This window comes from Streptomyces sp. Tek67B01 (assembly GCF_055231995.1).
In genome coordinates, this window is the sequence record NZ_JBUYUY010000001.1 from 5,339,739 (window position 1) to 5,357,544 (window position 17,806).

15 protein-coding genes are annotated in these 17,806 nt (G+C 73.0%); 9 read left to right on the forward strand and 6 right to left on the reverse strand.

The window, feature by feature from the left end:
* Positions 1-4 precede the first annotated feature (4 nt).
* From ACV7NM_RS23995 to ACV7NM_RS24005, 3 genes are all read right to left on the reverse strand, one after another.
* Positions 5-1,321 (reverse strand): MFS transporter, encoded by a 1,317-nt coding sequence (locus ACV7NM_RS23995; RefSeq protein ID WP_463414046.1) that lies wholly within the window; start codon positions 1,319-1,321, stop codon positions 5-7.
* Between the two features lie 137 nt (positions 1,322-1,458).
* Positions 1,459-2,115, reverse strand: a complete 657-nt coding sequence (locus ACV7NM_RS24000) for an MBL fold metallo-hydrolase (protein ID WP_463412208.1) — start codon at positions 2,113-2,115, stop codon at positions 1,459-1,461.
* Between the two features lie 9 nt (positions 2,116-2,124).
* Positions 2,125-2,817, reverse strand: coding sequence for a maleylpyruvate isomerase family mycothiol-dependent enzyme (locus tag ACV7NM_RS24005; RefSeq protein WP_463412209.1), 693 nt, complete (start codon positions 2,815-2,817; stop codon positions 2,125-2,127).
* A gap of 186 nt (positions 2,818-3,003) precedes the next feature.
* Between ACV7NM_RS24005 and uvrA the strand changes: the two genes are divergently transcribed.
* The gene (gene uvrA / locus ACV7NM_RS24010; RefSeq protein WP_463412210.1) at positions 3,004-5,988 is read left to right on the forward strand and encodes an excinuclease ABC subunit UvrA; all 2,985 of its coding nucleotides are present in this window, start codon (positions 3,004-3,006) and stop codon (positions 5,986-5,988) included.
* Between the two features lie 118 nt (positions 5,989-6,106).
* On the opposite strand, the gene ACV7NM_RS24015 is transcribed toward uvrA, so the two are convergent.
* On the reverse strand, positions 6,107-6,757 hold the full coding sequence (locus ACV7NM_RS24015; RefSeq protein ID WP_463412211.1) for an NAD(P)-dependent oxidoreductase: 651 nt from the start codon (positions 6,755-6,757) through the stop codon (positions 6,107-6,109).
* A gap of 69 nt (positions 6,758-6,826) precedes the next feature.
* Between ACV7NM_RS24015 and ACV7NM_RS24020 the strand changes: the two genes are divergently transcribed.
* Positions 6,827-7,432, forward strand: coding sequence for a TetR/AcrR family transcriptional regulator (locus ACV7NM_RS24020; RefSeq protein WP_463412212.1), 606 nt, complete (start codon positions 6,827-6,829; stop codon positions 7,430-7,432).
* Here the strand turns inward: ACV7NM_RS24020 and ACV7NM_RS24025 are convergent.
* Positions 7,422-8,297 (reverse strand): carbohydrate kinase family protein, encoded by an 876-nt coding sequence (locus ACV7NM_RS24025; RefSeq protein WP_463412213.1) that lies wholly within the window; start codon positions 8,295-8,297, stop codon positions 7,422-7,424. The genes ACV7NM_RS24020 and ACV7NM_RS24025 overlap by 11 nt on opposite strands.
* Before the next feature lie 82 nt (positions 8,298-8,379).
* Between ACV7NM_RS24025 and ACV7NM_RS24030 the strand changes: the two genes are divergently transcribed.
* Positions 8,380-8,811: a Rieske (2Fe-2S) protein gene (locus ACV7NM_RS24030; protein WP_463412214.1), complete on the forward strand. Its 432-nt coding sequence runs from the start codon at positions 8,380-8,382 to the stop codon at positions 8,809-8,811.
* A 23-nt stretch (positions 8,812-8,834) separates the two neighbouring features.
* Here the strand turns inward: ACV7NM_RS24030 and ACV7NM_RS24035 are convergent, their stop codons facing one another.
* Positions 8,835-9,773 carry a hypothetical protein gene (locus tag ACV7NM_RS24035; protein WP_463412215.1) on the reverse strand — a complete coding sequence of 313 codons (939 nt, stop codon included), beginning with the start codon at positions 9,771-9,773 and terminating at the stop codon, positions 8,835-8,837.
* 232 nt (positions 9,774-10,005) lie between these two features.
* Here ACV7NM_RS24035 and ACV7NM_RS24040 point away from each other — a divergent pair, with 232 nt between their 5' ends.
* The 6 genes from ACV7NM_RS24040 to whiA all read left to right on the forward strand — a co-directional run bounded on the left by ACV7NM_RS24040 (position 10,006) and on the right by whiA (position 17,642).
* A complete protein-coding gene (locus ACV7NM_RS24040) occupies positions 10,006-10,662 on the forward strand; it encodes a papain-like cysteine protease family protein (protein ID WP_463412216.1) in 657 nt (218 codons plus the stop codon).
* Between the two features lie 4 nt (positions 10,663-10,666).
* Positions 10,667-11,470: a hypothetical protein gene (locus tag ACV7NM_RS24045; protein WP_463412217.1), complete on the forward strand. Its 804-nt coding sequence runs from the start codon at positions 10,667-10,669 to the stop codon at positions 11,468-11,470.
* Between the two features lie 1,108 nt (positions 11,471-12,578).
* The gene (uvrC, locus tag ACV7NM_RS24050; protein ID WP_463412218.1) at positions 12,579-14,591 is read left to right on the forward strand and encodes an excinuclease ABC subunit UvrC; all 2,013 of its coding nucleotides are present in this window, start codon (positions 12,579-12,581) and stop codon (positions 14,589-14,591) included.
* The gene (gene rapZ, locus ACV7NM_RS24055; RefSeq protein ID WP_463412219.1) at positions 14,588-15,595 is read left to right on the forward strand and encodes an RNase adapter RapZ; all 1,008 of its coding nucleotides are present in this window, start codon (positions 14,588-14,590) and stop codon (positions 15,593-15,595) included. Before uvrC ends, rapZ begins: the two co-directional genes overlap by 4 nt.
* Positions 15,592-16,656, forward strand: a complete 1,065-nt coding sequence (locus ACV7NM_RS24060) for a gluconeogenesis factor YvcK family protein (protein WP_463412220.1) — start codon at positions 15,592-15,594, stop codon at positions 16,654-16,656. Before rapZ ends, ACV7NM_RS24060 begins: the two co-directional genes overlap by 4 nt.
* The gene (gene whiA / locus ACV7NM_RS24065) at positions 16,647-17,642 is read left to right on the forward strand and encodes a DNA-binding protein WhiA (protein ID WP_136216875.1); all 996 of its coding nucleotides are present in this window, start codon (positions 16,647-16,649) and stop codon (positions 17,640-17,642) included. Before ACV7NM_RS24060 ends, whiA begins: the two co-directional genes overlap by 10 nt.
* The last annotated feature ends 164 nt before the right edge of the window (positions 17,643-17,806 follow it).

Here is a 17,806-nt window from a genome sequence, read left to right on the forward strand (position 1 = left end):
CCGGTCATACGGGGGCGGCCGCTTCGGCCGCCCCCTTCTCCGTACCCGCGCCCGGGCCGGCCCCGGGTCCCGCGAGGCCGGGGTTCGTCTCCGGCAGGAGCGCGAAGCAGACCAGGCTGAGCAGGGCCATACCGCTGAGGTAAAGGGCCACGCCCCACGGCGGACCGGCGCCGTCCGCGAGCGCGGTCGCCACGATCGGGGTCAGGGCCCCGCCCAGCACGCCGCCCAGGTTGTAGCCGACGGCCGCCCCGGTGCACCGCACGCGCGGGGCGTACAGCTCGGGCAGGTACGCCCCCACCACCGCGAAGGTGGTCACCATGCCCACCAGACCCCCCAGGAACCCCAACGTCATCAGCAGTGGATCGGTGGTGCACAGCAGCGCGACGAAGGGCGGCATCCACACCGCGCAGATCGCGCAGCCCGTCAGGCACAGCGGCTTGCGGCCGTAGCGGTCACCCAGTACCGCGAGCAAGGGGGTCAGCGCGCCCTTGAGCACGACGGCCGTCATGATGCAGGCGAGCGTCACCGTGCGGTCCACGCCGAGATGCCTCGTCGCGTACGCCAGGGACCAGGTGGTGGTCGCGTAGAAGACGGCGTATCCCGAGGCCAGGGCCCCGCCGGTCAGCAGGAGCAACCGCCAGTGGCCGCGCACCACATCGGTGAGCGGGGCCCGCGAGCGGCGCCCGGTCTCGGCGAGCGCCCGGAAGTGCGGGGTCTCCTCCACCGACCGGCGCAGCCACAGCCCGGCCAGCGCCAGCAGTCCGGCGGCCCAGAACGGCACCCGCCAACCCCAGGACGCGAACTGTGCCTCCGTCAGGGCGGCCGACAACACCAGGATCAGCCCGTTGGCCAGTACGAACCCCACCGGCGGCCCCATCTGCGGAAAGCTCGACCACAGACCGCGCCGGTCCTCGGGTGCGTGCTCGGCGGTCAGCAGGACCGCGCCGCCCCACTCGCCGCCCAGGCCGAGCCCTTGCAGGAAGCGCAGCAGGAGGAGCAGGACGGGCGCGGCCGTGCCGATCGTGGCGTAGGAGGGCACGCAGCCGACCGCCACCGTGGCCAGCCCGGTGAGCAGGAGCGAGCCGAGCAGCACCGGACGGCGCCCGTGGCGGTCGCCGATGTGGCCGAAGACGGCGGAGCCGAGGGGGCGGGCGAGGAAGCCGATGCCGAAGGTGCCGAAGGCGGCGAGCGTCCCGGCGAGGGGCGAGAAGGAGGGGAAGAAGAGCGGGCCGAGCACCAGTGCGGCGGCCGTGCCGTAGACGAAGAAGTCGTAGAACTCGATGGCGGTCCCGGCGAGCGAGGCCAGGGCGAGGCGCGGCATCGAGGGGGAGTGGCCCGGGGAGGGGTCTTGTTGCATGGTGCAGCAAGTACCCCGCCCCGGGACCTCAGGGCGTGCGTTCGGTCATGATCGACCGGAAGGAGTGTCCGCGCGCGCCCTGTTGACCGGCGTCGCCGGTGCTACCAGCCGCGCTCGCGCCACTCGGCCAGGTGCGGCCGCTCGGCGCCGAGCGAGGTGTCGTTGCCGTGCCCCGGGTAGACCCAGGTCTCGTCCGGCAGCCGCGCGAAGAGCTTCTCCTCCACGTCGTCGAGCAGCCGGGCGAAGGCCTTCGGGTCGCCCCAGGTGTTGCCGACGCCGCCCGGGAAGAGGCAGTCGCCGGTGAACACGTGCGGGTGACCGTGCGGGTCGTCGTAGATCAGGGCGATCGAGCCGGGGGTGTGGCCGACCAGGTGGCGGGCGGTCAGCGTGACCCGACCCACCGTGACCGTGTCGCCGTCCCCGACCAGGACGTCGGTGGGGACCGGAATCCCCTCGGCGTCGTGCTCGCCCGCGTACGTCCGCGCGCCCGTCGCCTCGACCACGGCCTGGAGCGCGCCCCAGTGGTCGCCGTGGCGGTGGGTGGTGAGGACGGAGGCGATGCCGTCGTCACCGATCAGGTGCAGCAGCGTGTCCGCCTCGGCGGCCGCGTCGATCAGCAGCTGCTCGCCGGTGGCCCGGCAGCGCAGCAGGTAGGCGTTGTTGTTCATCTCGCCCACCGCGACCTTGGAAATCATCAGGTCCGCGAGTTCGTGCACGTCGGCAGGACCGCCGACCTTGACCGCTCCGCTGTACGTCATGTCCCGATCCTAGAGCGGGGGGAGGGCGGGCAGGGCCCCGCCGTCGACGGTCAGGCCGGCGCCCTTGGATTCCCGGCCCGCGAGCCAGGCCAGGAGTTCGGCCGGCGGCCCGGTCAGGGTCACGGGATCGCCCTCGGCGGACCCGGTGTGCCAGACGCTGTCGTCGTCGTGCGCCCTGAGGGTGACCGGCGGCACCTCCGGGCGGCCCGCCCAGCGGTCGGCGAGGAAGACGATCTCGCGGCGCGCGAACTCCCCGGGCAGGTCGGCGAGGCCGTAGCCGACGTTCAGGTCCACGTGGTGCAGCTCCACCTCCACGAGCCGGCGGAACGGCACGTTGGCTGCGATGTCGGTCACGCCGCCCCGGAGCTCGACGGTCCGCGACCAGTCCTGCGCGGACTCCCCGACGGCCTCGAAGCGGTCCGCGGAATTACGGACGTCCTCCAGCTGTTCCACCAGAGGCCGGACGGAATCACGCTCGATGTCCGCGTCGCGGGCCTCGGCGCTCAGGTACATCGGTCGCCCTTCGAGGACGTTGACGAGTGCGTCGGCGTTGCGGGCGAGGTGGGCCAGGACGTGGCCGCGGCTCCAGCCCGGCAGGTGTGACTCCTCGGCGAGGGCGGCGTTGTCCAGTTTCTCGACCGCGGTCAGCAGCCGTTCGGTGGCTGCACGTACAGATCGCAGGTCGTGCACATGATCAGTCATAAGGTCGAGCCTAGTGCGCGCCAGGCGTCGGCCACACGATCGGGTGAAGCCGTCTTACCCGTGCCATAAATCGAATGCGCGTGCTATACGCTCGGAAGTCAAGCACCACTCCATCGCTAACGCGCCCCCCATACCCTGGGACGGGGGCCCGTGCCCCCCGCTCTCTCAAGAAAGGTGCGGACCGGCGTGACCGACCGTCTCATCGTTCGTGGCGCTCGCGAGCACAACCTGAAGAACGTCTCGCTCGACCTGCCCCGCGACTCCCTCATCGTCTTCACCGGACTCTCGGGCTCGGGCAAGTCCTCCCTGGCCTTCGACACGATCTTCGCCGAGGGGCAGCGCCGCTACGTCGAGTCGCTCTCCTCGTACGCCCGCCAGTTCCTCGGGCAGATGGACAAGCCCGACGTCGACTTCATCGAGGGCCTCTCCCCGGCCGTCTCCATCGACCAGAAGTCCACCTCGCGCAACCCGCGCTCGACCGTCGGCACGATCACCGAGGTCTACGACTACCTGCGCCTGCTGTTCGCCCGCATCGGCAAGCCGCACTGCCCCGAGTGCCACCGGCCGATCTCGCGCCAGTCGCCGCAGGCGATCGTCGACAAGGTGCTCGCGCTGCCCGAGGGCAGCCGCTTCCAGGTGCTCTCGCCGCTGGTGCGCGAGCGCAAGGGCGAGTTCGTCGACCTCTTCGCCGACCTCCAGACCAAGGGCTACAGCCGGGCCCGGGTGGACGGGACGACGATCCAGCTCTCCGAGCCGCCCACGCTCAAGAAACAGGAGAAGCACACCATCGAGGTGGTCATCGACCGCCTCACCGTCAAGGACTCCGCCAAGCGCCGGCTCACGGACTCCGTGGAGACGGCCCTCGGCCTGTCCGGCGGCATGGTGATCCTGGACTTCGTCGACCTCGCCGAGGACGACCCCGAGCGCGAGCGGATGTTCTCCGAGCACCTCTACTGCCCGTACGACGACCTGTCCTTCGAGGAGTTGGAGCCGCGTTCCTTCTCCTTCAACTCGCCGTTCGGCGCCTGCCCCGAGTGCACGGGCATCGGCACGCGCATGGAGGTGGACCCGGACCTGATCGTCCCGGATGAGGACAAGTCCCTGGACGAGGGTGCGGTCTCCCCGTGGTCGCTCGGTCACACCAAGGACTACTTCCAGCGGCTGATCGGCGCGCTCGCGGGCGAGCTGGGCTTCCGTACGGACATCCCGTGGGCCGGGCTGCCGCAGCGCGCCAAGAAGGCCCTGCTCTACGGCCACCGCACCCAGATCGAGGTCCGCTACCGCAACCGGTACGGGCGCGAGCGGGCGTACACGACCGCCTTCGAGGGCGCCGTGCCGTTCGTCAAGCGGCGGCACGCGGAGTCCGAGAGCGACGCGAGCCGCGAGCGCTTCGAGGGCTACATGCGCGAGGTGCCCTGTCCGACCTGTGAGGGCACCCGGCTCAAGCCGATCGTGCTCGCGGTGACGGTGATGGAGAAGTCCATCGCCGACGTCGCCGCGATGTCGATCAGCGAGTGCGCCGACTTCCTGGGGCAGCTGCGGCTCGACGCCCGCGACAAGAAGATCGCCGAGCGGGTCCTCAAGGAGGTCAACGAGCGGCTCCGCTTCCTCGTGGACGTGGGCTTGGACTACCTCTCGCTGAACCGCGCCGCGGGCACCCTCTCCGGTGGCGAGGCCCAGCGCATCCGGCTGGCCACCCAGATCGGCTCCGGTCTGGTCGGCGTGCTGTACGTGCTGGACGAGCCCTCCATCGGCCTGCACCAGCGGGACAACCACCGCCTGATCGAGACCCTCGTGCGGCTGCGGGACATGGGCAACACCCTGATCGTGGTCGAGCACGACGAGGACACCATCAAGGTGGCCGACTGGGTCGTGGACATCGGTCCGGGCGCGGGAGAGCACGGCGGCAAGGTGGTGCACAGCGGCTCGCTCAAGGACCTGTTGAAGAACAGTGAGTCGATGACGGGGCAGTACCTGTCGGGCAAGCGGTCCATCCCGCTGCCGGACGTGCGCCGTCCCGTGAACGGGGAGCGGAAGCTGACCGTCCACGGCGCCAAGGAGAACAACCTGCGGGACATCGACGTGTCCTTCCCGCTGGGCGTGCTCACGGCCGTGACCGGTGTCTCCGGCTCCGGCAAGTCGACGCTGGTCAACGACATCCTGTACACGCACCTGGCGCGCGAGCTGAACGGCGCCCGGTCGGTGCCGGGCCGGCACACCCGCGTGGAGGGCGACGACCTGGTCGACAAGGTCGTGCATGTCGACCAGTCGCCGATCGGGCGGACGCCGCGGTCCAACCCCGCGACGTACACGGGTGTCTTTGACCACGTGCGCAGGCTGTTCGCGGAGACGATGGAGGCGAAGGTGCGCGGCTACCTGCCTGGCCGCTTCTCCTTCAACGTCAAGGGCGGCCGGTGCGAGAACTGCTCCGGCGACGGCACGATCAAGATCGAGATGAACTTCCTGCCGGACGTGTACGTCCCGTGCGAGGTGTGCCACGGCGCCCGGTACAACCGGGAGACGCTGGAGGTCCACTACAAGGGCAAGTCCATCGCCGAGGTCCTGAACATGCCGATCGAGGAGGCGCTGGAGTTCTTCGAGGCGGTGCCGACGATCGCGCGGCACCTGCGGACGCTGAACGAGGTGGGTCTCGGGTACGTCCGGCTCGGCCAGTCGGCCCCGACACTGTCGGGTGGCGAGGCGCAGCGCGTGAAGCTGGCGTCGGAGCTGCAGAAGAGGTCGACGGGTCGGACGGTGTACGTGCTGGACGAGCCGACGACCGGACTGCACTTCGAGGACATCTCGAAGCTCATCAAGGTGCTGTCGGGGCTGGTGGACAAGGGCAACTCGGTGATCGTCATCGAGCACAACCTCGATGTCATCAAGACCGCCGACTGGGTCGTCGACATGGGCCCCGAGGGCGGTTACGGCGGCGGTCTCGTCGTCGCCGAGGGGACGCCGGAGCAGGTCGCCTCGGTCGGGGCCAGCCACACGGGCAAGTTCCTGCGGGACATCCTGGGAGCGGACCGCATCTCGGACGCGGCCCCGGCCGCCGCGCCGGTCCGCAAGCGGGCCGCGGCGAAGAAGACGGCCGCGGCCAAGGCCCCGGCCAAGACCGCGGCCAAGACCGCCGCCGCGCCGAAGAAGGCGGTACGGGCCCGCAAGGCCTGACGCAGGGGGCGGGCGGGGGCTCGCCCCCCGCCCGCCCTCGCCCCCCGCCCGCCCACGGCGCGCCCCCGCGAGGGCGTAGCCGCCTCCGGGCGGGGGTGGCCACGCCGCCCCGGCGGGGTCAGTTCGCCACGCCCACCGGTTGGTCGAAGGTGGACGGGTCGGTCAGACAGGCCAGGAGGGCGTCCGCGACATCGGCGCGGGCGATCACCCGGGCCCCCGGCACATTGGCCCCGATCACCCGGCGGTAGCGCCCCGTACCCGCCCGGTTCAGCAGGCGCGGCGGGCGGATCACCGTCCACCGGATGCCGCTCGAACGGATCGTCGCCTCCATCACCGCCAGGTCCGCGTACACGTCCCGCAGCGCCCGGCGCAGCAGGGGGAGGAAAACTTTCCGGGTCAGCACCCCGTCCTCCGGTACGTCCGGTCCGATCGGCACCGCGCTGACCGCCGCGAGACGGCTCACCCCCGCCTTGTCCATGGCCGCCACGATGGCCCGCACCGCCGGCCCGGTGACCGGGGCCAGCCGCGCCTGCTTGTTGCTCGCGGAGCCCAGCGTCGAGATCACCGCGGACTGCCCCGTCAGGACGGGCACCAGCGCGCTCTCGTCCGTCAGATCGCGCACCACCGCCACCCGAAGCCGCTCGTGCGCCGGCACCGGCAGCCGTGCCGGGTCGCGGACCACCGCCGTCACCTCGTGACCGGCATCGAGTGCCTGCCGGACGACCTCGCGGCCGACGCCGCCCGTCGCTCCGAACACCGTGAGTTTCATGCCTGGCTCCCGCCTCCACGTTGGGTGGGTGAGTATTCACTCACCCTGCCACACCCTTAGAGTGAGTGAATGCTCACCTCGAAGTCAAGCCGTCCCACCCCCGAGCGGCTGCTCGACGCGGCGGAGACGCTGATGCGTACCGTCGGCCTGGCCAACACCACCACCAAGGCCATCGCCCGTGAGGCGGGCTGCTCGGAGGCCGCCCTCTACAAGCACTACGCCAACAAGGAGGCGCTGTTCGTCCGCGTCCTCATGGAGCGCACCCCCAACGCCGGACCGCTCATGGCCGAGCTCGGCGCGGAGCACGACGGGCGCCCGGTCGAGGAGGGCCTCGTCTCCATCGCCCGCCACGCCTCGCTCTTCTACGCCGACGCCATGCCCATGGCCGCCTCGCTCTTCGCCGAGCCCGCACTGCTGACCCGCCACCGTGAGGGCGTCCAGCAGATCGGCACCGGGCCCCACGTCGTCCGTGACGCCCTGGCCGGACACCTGCGCCGCGAGCGCGAGCGCGGGCGGCTGCGTCCGGACGCCGATCCGGAGGCCGCCGCCGCCCTGCTGCTCGGCGCCTGCTTCCAACGGGCCTTCTTCCTGCACTTCTCGGGCGAGGAAGTGGTGCGGCCGGTCGAGGAGTTCGCCTCCGCCGTGGCCGGCACCCTGTGGGCGGCTATCCGCTGAGCTCCGCCGCGTACGGGGGTTCCGCGCCCGCCCGGGTACAGGTCAGCGCCGCCGCGCGGGCGGCGTAGGCCAGTGCGTCCGGCCAGTCCACCGGGCCGCCCGCGCCCACCAGGCGGTGCAGCAGCGCCGCGTTGACGGTGTCGCCCGCGCCGATGGTGTCGACCACGGCCACGGGGCGGGCCGCCACCGTGTGCTCCGCGCCCTCCCGCGTCCGTACCGTCAGCCCTGCGGCGCCCCGGGTCAGCACCACCGCCGAGGGGCCGGCCGCCAGCCAGTCGTCGACCCGGCCGCCGAGCCAGGCCGCGTCCTCCTCCGACAGCTTCAACACGGACACGTACGGCAGCCGGCGCAAGAAGCGCTTCCGGTAGGCGTCCGGGTCCGCGATCAGGGCCGGGCGGATGTTGGGATCCAGCAGGGTCGTCAACCCGCGCCCGGATTCCCGGCGCAGCAGGGCCTCGTACGCGCTCGCCCCCGGCTCCAGCACCAGTGAACAGGTCCCGAGCGCCAAAGCCCGTGCGCCGGAGGGGAGCGCCGGCGGCAGGGCGAACAGCCGGTCGGCGGTGCCCTCGACGTAGAAGCGGTACTCCGCCGAGCCGTCCGCAGTCAGGGAGGGCACGGCCAGCGTGGTCGGCTCCGGCCCGCGCTGGACCAGCGAGAGGTCGACCCCGGCGGCCCGCAGCCCTGCCAGCAGGCTCTCGCCGAAGCCGTCGGTCGAGACCCTGGAGCAGAAGGCGACCCGCTCCCCGAGCCGTCCGAGCGCCAGCGCGGTGTTGTACGGCCCGCCGCCGGGCCGGGGCACGAGGGCTCCCGGCGGCTCCGCGAGGGGCACCAGGTCGATCAGGGCTTCTCCGCCGACGACGATCACGCGGGGGAAAGTACCGCATCGCGCGGCGGTATCGTCGGGCGGGCCCGGCCGGCCGCCGGCCCCACGACATCAGGAGCACCGCATGTCCGCGTCACAGTCAGCCGCCCGCCGTACCGTCCTCAAGGGCGCGGCCGCCCTCGCCGGGGTCGCCGGAGCCGGGCTGACCCTCGCGGCCTGCTCCACCAAGGCGGGCGGGGCGGAGGGCTCCCCGGCCGTGCCGGGCGCGCCGGTCGAGCTCGGCGCGGCGACCGACGTCCCGGTCGGGGGCGCGAAACTGTACCGGGAGCAGAAGCTCGTCGTCAGCTGCCCGGCGCAGGGCCAGTACAAGGCGTTCAGCGCCCAGTGCACGCACGCGGGCTGCATCCTGGACAAGATCGTGGAAGGGCAGGGCAACTGCCCCTGCCACGGCAGCCGCTTCGACGTGGCCACCGGCAAGGTGCTGCGGGGCCCGGCCGCCGACCCGCTGGCCCCCGTCCCCGTCAAGGCGGAGGGCGGCAAGCTCATCGCCGGCTGAGCGAGCCGATCGTGAGGGGCGGCTCAGTCCCAGTCCCAGGCGATGCCGAGGATGCCGCGCCGCACCGTCTCCTCCACCAGGTGCACGGCCCGGTGTCGTCCACTGGGGGTCAGATCGCTCAGGCCGGTGCGCGGCGCGCCGGGGCCGCTGCGGGCGAAGCGCCGGCAGCGCACGGGCAGCGCCGCCTCGTCGAAGCGGACCTGGAGCACGTACTGGCCGCCGGAGTAGGTGAACCCGCGTACGTACTCGGTGCAGCGCCCCCCCGTGCCGTCCTCGAAGCCGTAGCCGAAGAGGTAGGTGTCGCCGGCGCGCAGTCGGGCGTCGAAGAGCAGCTCGGCGACCATCACCCCGGCCTCGCGGTGCCACCGTACGCGTCCGGTCCGGCAGTTCTCTCCCGCGCGGACGCGGATGCGCTCCGGGTCGCAGCCCGGGTCGCCGTGGTGGACGGCGAGGTAGCGGTCGACGCCGTCGCGATGGGCCCGTACGACGTGCTGCGAGGCGCGGTCCAGCAGCTCGCCGCCCGCGCCGACGCGCACCCGCTCGTGGTGGCCGACCGTGTGGAGGCCGCCGTCGACGGGCAGTTCCAGGCCGGCCAGCAGCGCGTCGACCGCCGCGCCGGCGTCGACCAGCGCCCGGTACGGACGGGCGGGTGGGCGGTTGGCCTCGGGCCCGGCGGTCCCGGGGGCGGACAGCAGCCGCAGTAACGTTCCTTCGGGCAGCTCAAGGATCTGTTCCAGGGCCCCCACGGCCTTCAGCGACTCCGGGCGCTGTGGGCGGCGGGCCCCCTGCTGCCAGTAGCTGAGGCTGGTCACGCCGACCTTGATGCCCCGGACCGCGAGCCGGTGCTGCACCCGGTGCAGGGGCAGGCCGCGGGCCGTCAGCGCGGCGCGCAGCGCGAGGTGGAAGGGGCCGGCGTGCAACAGTCGCTGCAGGTCCGGGTCGCTGTCGGCGTTCGGCCGCACGGCGCCACTCCTTCCTGTGAACGTTCACGGGTGGCGGGGCGGGGGACCGCGCCGGTGACCTCTGTGGTCCAGGTGACGGGACGGTCGCCGTTCACACCGGCGTCCCGACGTTCACACCGCGATGTCACGTCGCATTCAAGCCTGTTGACCTGCTCGCGACAACGCCCTGATGCTCCTCCTCAGCGTCCGGACGCGCTCCTCCAATCCCCACTCCCCCCACGGGAGGAACGCGATGCGCAACCCCCACCGGCGGCTTTCCCTGGCCGCCGCCTTCCTCACGGCCCTGCTGTTCGCACTGCCCGCCACCGCCACCGCCACCGCCACCGCCACCGCCACCGCCACCGCCACCGCCACCGCCGCCGCCGCCGATGCCACCGCCGCCGCCGATGCCGGCGCGCAGTCCACCCAGTCCTACAACCGTCTGAACATCACGATGCAGGCGCAGCAGAAGACCAACTGGTGCTGGGCCGCCTCCGGCAACACCATCGCCGGCTGGTTCGGCCGCGACTACAGCCAGAACCAGTTCTGCAACGCCGCCTTCAACCGCCAACAGGGCACCGAATGCCCCAACAACCAGGCCAGCTTGGGCAACGTCCAGACGGCCCTGCGCTGGGCGGGCATCAACTCCGGCTCCTACGTGACCGGCTGGCTCCAGTACTCGACCGTCCAGACCGAGATCAACGCCAACCGCCCGGTGGAGACCCGCATCCAGTGGTCCAACGGCGGCGGGCACATGCACGTCCTCTACGGCTACGACACCGCCAACAGCTGGGTGTACTGGGGCGACCCCTGGCCCTCCAACAACCGCTACAACTGGGCCTCCCACGCCTGGTACGTCGACAACGACACCTTCTCCTGGACCCACTCGCTCTACCGGATCGGAGCGTGACCGCGTGAACGCCGACCAGCTGCGCGCCGCCGCCGTCGCGGTCCTCGCCACCGCCGCCTGCCTGGCGCTGTCCCCACAGGCCCAGGCCGCCCCCGTACCCCAGCCGCAGTCCGCGACCGCCGAGGTGAGGGCGGCGGCCGGGCAGGCGGCCGCCGCGCCCGAGTCGCTGGCCACCCTGTCCCGGTTCTTCGCGCGGGAGGGCAAGGTCGCCGTGACCGCCGCGCAGCCGCGGGTGGACGGCGAGGCGATCCCGGTGAACTACCTCTCGCCGGACTTCGTGGCGGGCAAGGCCGGCGCGCCGGTCGCCCGGCTGGAGTTCCTCGCCAGCAAGGCGGTCGCCTCGGACGGCCAACAGGCCTCGCTGTGGACGGCCCGGACGGAGGCCGGGTGGCAGGTGGTGAACATAGCCACCGGCGACGACGAGTTCCGCTACGCGCGGCTCGGCGAGCAGAAGCTGCCGGGCGGGACGGTGTTCCGGGAGCCGCAGATCGACGCGTGGTACGTGGCTCGGGGCGCGAGGGTGCTGCCGCTGGACGAGGACGCGGAGCGGGCCGTGGGCGCCGGGGGCACGAGCCTGGCGGCGTACCGGGCGCGGGTCGCACGGGCGTACGGGGACAAGCTTCCGGGGTCGGCGTACGCGAAGGCCGGCAAGGCCGGGGGGTACGCGGAGGGCTCCGCCACCGGCCCGGCCGGTGGCTCCGGAGGCGGCTCGGCGGGCGGCTCCGCCGGGGTCGTCGGGACCGCCGGGGCGCTGGCGTTGGGCGGGGCGGGGGTGCTGCTGCTCCGCCGCCGCACACACCGGCCGTAACCCGCCCCACCGGGCCCGCCGCCCCACCGGGCCCGCCGTCCCGCCGGGACGGCGGGCCCTTGCGGCCCGGGCTCGGCACGCGGGACGCCCCTCGCCACCCGCGCCGAGGCGGTCACCCCGCCCGCGGGCGCTCGGGCCCCCCGGGGGGTGCCGGTGACGAAGTGCGACGGCCGGCCCTTGTCCCCCTGGGCCCGTTGCCATGCGGGCTGCTTCCCCCGGGGTGACGGGTCCCTGCCCCCTCCCCGGCCGCCCCCGTCTTCCGGGCGCGCCTGACGGGGTCGTCCTCGGGCCCTCACCCTGCCTGGGGGACGGCTCCCTGCGGGGCTCCACCTCGCCCGGCGTGCAGGATGGTTGATCCTCGGGCCCGGGCCCGGGTCGGGGGCGCGGTCGTCATGCGGGCTGCTCCCCCCCGCGCCGGGGTGGCGGGTCGGCGGGTCCTGGGGCGCGGCCCGGGTCTGGCGCGTGCGCGGGACCCCGTCCGGGGGACGGGTCCCGCAGGGCTCCATCCCGGCCCCGGCCGCCCCCGTCTTCCGGGGCGGCGTGCCGCGGGCTGCTCCTCCCGCCCGAGGTCGCGGGGTCGTTGGGTCCTGGGGCGCGGCCCGGGTCTGGCGCGTGCGCGGGACCCCGTCCGGGGGACGGGTCCCGCAGGGCTCCATCCCGGCCCGGCCGCCCCCGTCTTCCGGGGCGGCGTGCCGCGGGCTGCTCCCCCCCGCGCCGGGGTGGCGGGTCGTCGGGTCCTGGGGCCCGGCCCGGGGTTCGGCGCGTGCGCAGGCCCTGGCCTGAGGGTGGGTGCCTGCGGGGCACCGCTCCGACCGCCGGCGCGGCCCTCGGCTTCGGGTCGGCTTGCGGGGGGCCGGCCGCAGCGGGCCCGGGTTTCGGGACGGCACCGTGGGCGGCCCGTACCCGTCGCGTGGCCCGTGGCGCGGTCGGGCCCACTCGGGCCCGTACCCGTCGCGCCCCGCCCCGGGGCCGGGCGCCCTCGACCCCTCGCGCGGCGTGCCGCCTCGGGCCCCGGCGGCCCGGGGCCGGACGCGTCCGCGCCCACGTACCCCCGGCCAGGGGAGAGGCGTGGGGTGGGTTGTCGTTGGGCGACAGTAGGGTGGTTGGCATGGCCGACCCTTCCAGTTACCGCCCCCAGCCGGGGCAGATCCCCGACACCCCGGGCGTCTACAAGTTCCGCGACGAGCACCGCCGGGTGATCTACGTCGGGAAGGCCAAGAGCCTGCGCCAACGCCTGGCCAGCTACTTCCAGGACGTAGCGAACCTGCACCCCCGTACCGCCACGATGGTGACGACCGCCGCGTCCGTCGAATGGACCGTCGTCTCCACCGAGGTCGAGGCGCTCCAGCTCGAATACTCCTGGATCAAGGAGTTCGACCCCCGGTTCAACGTCAAGTACCGGGACGACAAGAGCTACCCCTCCCTCGCCGTCACCATGAACGAGGAGTACCCCCGGGTCCAGGTCATGCGCGGCCCCAAGAAGAAGGGCGTGCGCTACTTCGGCCCCTACGGCCACGCCTGGGCGATCCGCGAGACCGTCGACCTGATGCTCCGGGTGTTCCCGGTACGGACCTGCTCCGCGGGCGTGTTCAAGCGCTCCGCGCAGATCGGCCGCCCCTGCCTGCTCGGCTACATCGGCAAGTGCTCCGCGCCCTGCGTCGGCCGCGTCACCCCGGACGAGCACCGCGAACTCGCCGAGGACTTCTGCGACTTCATGGCCGGACGCACCGGCACCTACCTGTCCCGGCTCGAACGGCAGATGCACGAGGCCGCCGAGGACATGGAGTACGAGAAGGCCGCCCGGCTGCGCGACGACCTGGGGGCGCTGCGCCGGGCCATGGAGAAGAACGCCGTCGTGCTCGCCGACGCCACCGACGCCGACCTCATCGCCGTCGCCGAGGACGAGCTGGAAGCCGCCGTGCAGATCTTCCACGTACGCGGCGGCCGGGTCCGCGGCCAACGCGGTTGGGTCACCGACAAGGTGGAGGCCGTCGACACCGCCGGGCTCGTCGAGCACGCGCTCCAGCAGCTGTACGGCGAGGAGAAGGGCGAGGCCGTCCCCAAGGAGGTGCTGGTCCCCGCCCTGCCCGAGGACACGCCGGTGCTGAGCCAGTGGCTCGCCGAGCGGCGCGGCGCCCAGGTCAGCCTGCGCATCCCGCAGCGCGGCGACAAGAAGGCGCTCATGGAGACCGTCCACCGCAACGCGCAGCAGTCCCTCGCCCTGCACAAGACCAAGCGGGCCGCCGACCTCACCACCCGCTCCCGCGCCCTGGAGGAGATCGCCGAGGCCCTGGAGCTGGACGGCGCGCCGCTGCGCATCGAGTGCTTCGACATCTCCCACCTCCAGGGTGACGACGTGGTGGCCTCCATGGTCGTCTTCGAGGACGGACTGGCCCGCAAGAGCGAGTACCGGCGCTTCCAGATCAAGTCGTTCGAGGGACAGGACGACGTCCGGTCCATGCACGAGGTGGTCTCCCGGCGCTTCCGGCGCTACCTCCAGGAGAAGCTCAAGACCGGGGAGTGGTCCCCCGAGGACGGCGGGTCGGACGGGCCCGAAGAGGACGACGGGCGCCCCAAGCGCTTCGCGTACCCCCCGCAGCTCGTCGTGGTCGACGGCGGCCGGCCGCAGGTCACGGCCGCCAAGCGGGCCCTGGAGGAGCTGGGGATCGACGACGTGGCGGTGTGCGGACTCGCGAAGCGGCTGGAGGAGGTGTGGCTGCCGGGCGAGGACGACCCGGTGGTGCTTCCCCGCACCAGCGAGGGCCTCTACCTGCTCCAGCGGGTGCGTGACGAAGCCCACCGCTTCGCCATCCAGTACCAGCGCAACAAGCGCGGCAAGCGGTTCAAGGCCGGCCCGCTGGACGAGGTGCCGGGCCTCGGCGAGAGCCGCAAGCAGGCCCTGATCAAGCACTTCGGTTCGGTGAAGAAGCTGAGACAGGCGACAATCGACCAGATCTGCGAGGTTCCGGGCATAGGTCGCAAGACGGCCGAGACCGTGGCCGCCGCGCTCGCCCAGGCCGTCCCCGCCCGTCCTGCCGTCAACATGGCGACAGGAGAGATCATTGAGGATGAGACTCCCGCGTCTGCGGGAACGTCGTCCGAACGGGGGATCACGCCATGACCGAGCGCCCAGCGAACGAACACACCGCCGACGAGAATGCCGCGGAGCGGCACGCAGTGGATCAGAGCGAGACCGAGCACGACCGAGACGGAGCACAGGTGAGTACGGGCACGACAGTGGAGCCCGGCGATACCGCCGAGGCGGCCATCCCCGAGCTGGTGATCATCTCCGGGATGTCCGGGGCCGGCCGCAGTACCGCGGCCAAGTGCCTGGAGGACCTCGGCTGGTTCGTCGTGGACAACCTCCCGCCGGCGCTGATCCCCACCATGGTGGAACTCGGCGCCCGCTCACAGGGCAACGTGGCGCGCATCGCGGTCGTCGTCGACGTCCGCGGTCGCCAGTTCTTCGACGCCCTGCGCGAGTCCCTCGCCGACCTGGAGGCCCGCGGCGTCACCCGCCGCATCGTCTTCCTGGAGTCCTCCGACGACGCGTTGGTCCGCCGGTTCGAGTCGGTCCGCCGCCCCCACCCCCTCCAGGGTGACGGGCGCATCGTCGACGGCATCGCCGCCGAGCGCGACCTGCTGCGCGAGCTGCGCGGTGACGCCGACCTCGTCATCGACACCTCCAGCCTGAACGTGCACGAGCTGCGCGCCAAGATGGACGCCCAGTTCGCGGGCGACGAGGAGCCCGAGCTGCGGGCCACCGTCATGTCCTTCGGCTACAAGTACGGCCTGCCCGTCGACGCCGACCTCGTCGTCGACTGCCGTTTCATCCCCAACCCGCACTGGGTGCCGGAGCTGCGCCCCTTCACCGGGCTCAACGCGGAGGTGTCGGGGTACGTATTCAGCCAGCCCGGCGCCAAGGAGTTCCTCGACCGGTACACCGAGCTGCTCCAGCTGATCGCCAACGGCTACCGCCGCGAGGGCAAGCGGTACGTGACCATCGCGGTCGGCTGTACGGGCGGCAAGCACCGCAGCGTGGCCATGTCCGAGAAGCTCGCGGCCCGCCTCGCCTCCGAGGGAGTAGAGACCGTCGTCGTCCACCGGGACATGGGGCGCGAGTGACCGGACGCTCCCTGCGCCTGCGCCGCCTGCGCCGGCTCGCCCCCGGCCGGGGCGAGGACGGCGCGGGCCGCGCAGGACGGCGCGCCGCCGCCAAGGTGGTCGCCCCCAAGGTCGTCGCGCTCGGCGGGGGCATGGGCCTGTCGGCCTCCCTCGCCGCGTTGCGCCGGATCACCGACGAGCTGACGGCCGTGGTCACCGTCGCCGACGACGGCGGCTCCAGCGGCCGGCTCCGGGAGGAGCTCGGCGTGCTGCCCCCCGGTGACCTGCGCAAGGCGCTCGCCGCGCTGTGCGGGGACGACGAGTGGGGCCAGACCTGGGCCCGCGTCATCCAGCACCGGTTCCAGTCCGCCGGTGACCTCCACGAGCACGCGGTCGGCAATCTGCTGATCGTCGCCCTGTGGGAGCAGCTCGGAGACCCCGTGCAGGCGCTCGACCTGGTCGGCAAGCTGCTCGGCGCGCAGGGCCGGGTGCTGCCGATGTCCGCGGTCCCCCTGGAGCTCCAGGCGCTGGTCAAGGGCCACGACCCGGCGCGTCCGGAGGACGTGGACACCGTACGGGGGCAGGCCACGGTGGCCCTGACCCCCGGCGAGGTGTTGTCCGTGCAGGTCGTCCCCGGCGATCCGCCGGCCGTGCCGGAGGCGGTCGCCGCCGTGCTCGACGCCGACTGGGTGGTGCTCGGCCCGGGGTCCTGGTTCTCGTCGGTGATCCCGCACCTGCTGGTGCCGGAATTGCTCGACGCGCTCATCGCGACGAAGGCCCGCAGGGTGCTCTCGCTGAACCTCGCGCCGCAGCCCGGCGAAACAGAGGGCTTCTCTCCGCAGCGTCATTTGGAGGTTTTGGCCCGACACGCCCCTAAACTCGCCCTGGACGTGGTGCTGGCCGACGAGGCCGCCGTGCCCGATCGCGAATCCCTGGCCGATGCCGCCAAACGGTTCGGTGCCGCGGTCGAGCTGGCGCCCGTGGCCAGGCAGGACGGTACTCCGAAGCACGATCCGGAGCTGCTGGCCGCCGCGTACGACCGTATTTTTCGGATGCATGGAAGGATCGGCCCATGGCGATGACGCCCGCGGTGAAGGATGAGATCTCCCGCCTCCCCGTCACCCGGACCTGCTGCAGGAAGGCGGAGGTCTCGGCGATCCTTCGGTTCGCGGGCGGGCTGCACCTGGTGAGCGGCCGCATCGTCATCGAGGCGGAGCTGGACACGGGTATCGCCGCCAGACGTCTGCGCAAGGACATCCTGGAGATCTTCGGGCACTCCTCGGACCTGGTGGTGATGGCCCCGGGCGGGCTGCGCCGCGGCAGCCGGTTCGTCGTCCGCGTCGTGGCCGGAGGGGACCAGCTGGCCCGCCAGACCGGTCTCGTGGACGGCCGTGGTCGCCCCATCCGGGGTCTGCCGCCGCAGGTCGTCTCCGGGGCCACCTGTGACGCCGAGGCGGCCTGGCGCGGCGCCTTCCTGGCCCACGGCTCGCTCACCGAGCCGGGCCGGTCCTCCTCGCTGGAGGTCACCTGCCCCGGCCCGGAGGCCGCCCTGGCCCTGGTGGGCGCCGCCCGCAGGCTCTCGATCGCCGCCAAGGCGCGCGAGGTGCGCGGGGTGGACCGGGTCGTGGTCCGAGACGGCGACGCGATCGGCGCGCTGCTGACCCGGCTGGGAGCCCACGAGTCGGTGCTGGCGTGGGAGGAGCGGCGGATGCGGCGCGAGGTGCGCGCCACCGCCAACCGCCTCGCCAACTTCGACGACGCCAACCTGCGCCGCTCGGCGCGGGCCGCGGTGGCCGCAGGTGCCCGCGTGCAGCGCGCCCTGGAGATCCTGGGCGAGGAGGTCCCCGAGCACCTCGCCGCGGCCGGCCGGCTGCGCATGGAGCACAAGCAGGCCTCCCTGGAGGAGCTGGGCGCGCTCGCCGACCCGCCGCTGACCAAGGACGCGGTCGCGGGCCGCATCCGCCGGTTGCTGGCGATGGCCGACAAGCGGGCGCAGGACCTCGGCATCCCGGGCACCGAGTCGAACCTCGACCTCAGCGAGGAGCTCGCCGACAACATGGTGGGCTGACCCCGCCCCGGGCGCGGGTGCGCCGACCTCGGCACGGAGCACGGCGAACAGGGGCCCGCACGGGTGATCGTGCGGGCCCCTCTCCGTACGCCCCATTGACATGGGCATGGGCGATCGTGAGCCTGGCTGCCAACGCTTTCGTGGCAGACGACGCCCAGGGGGGC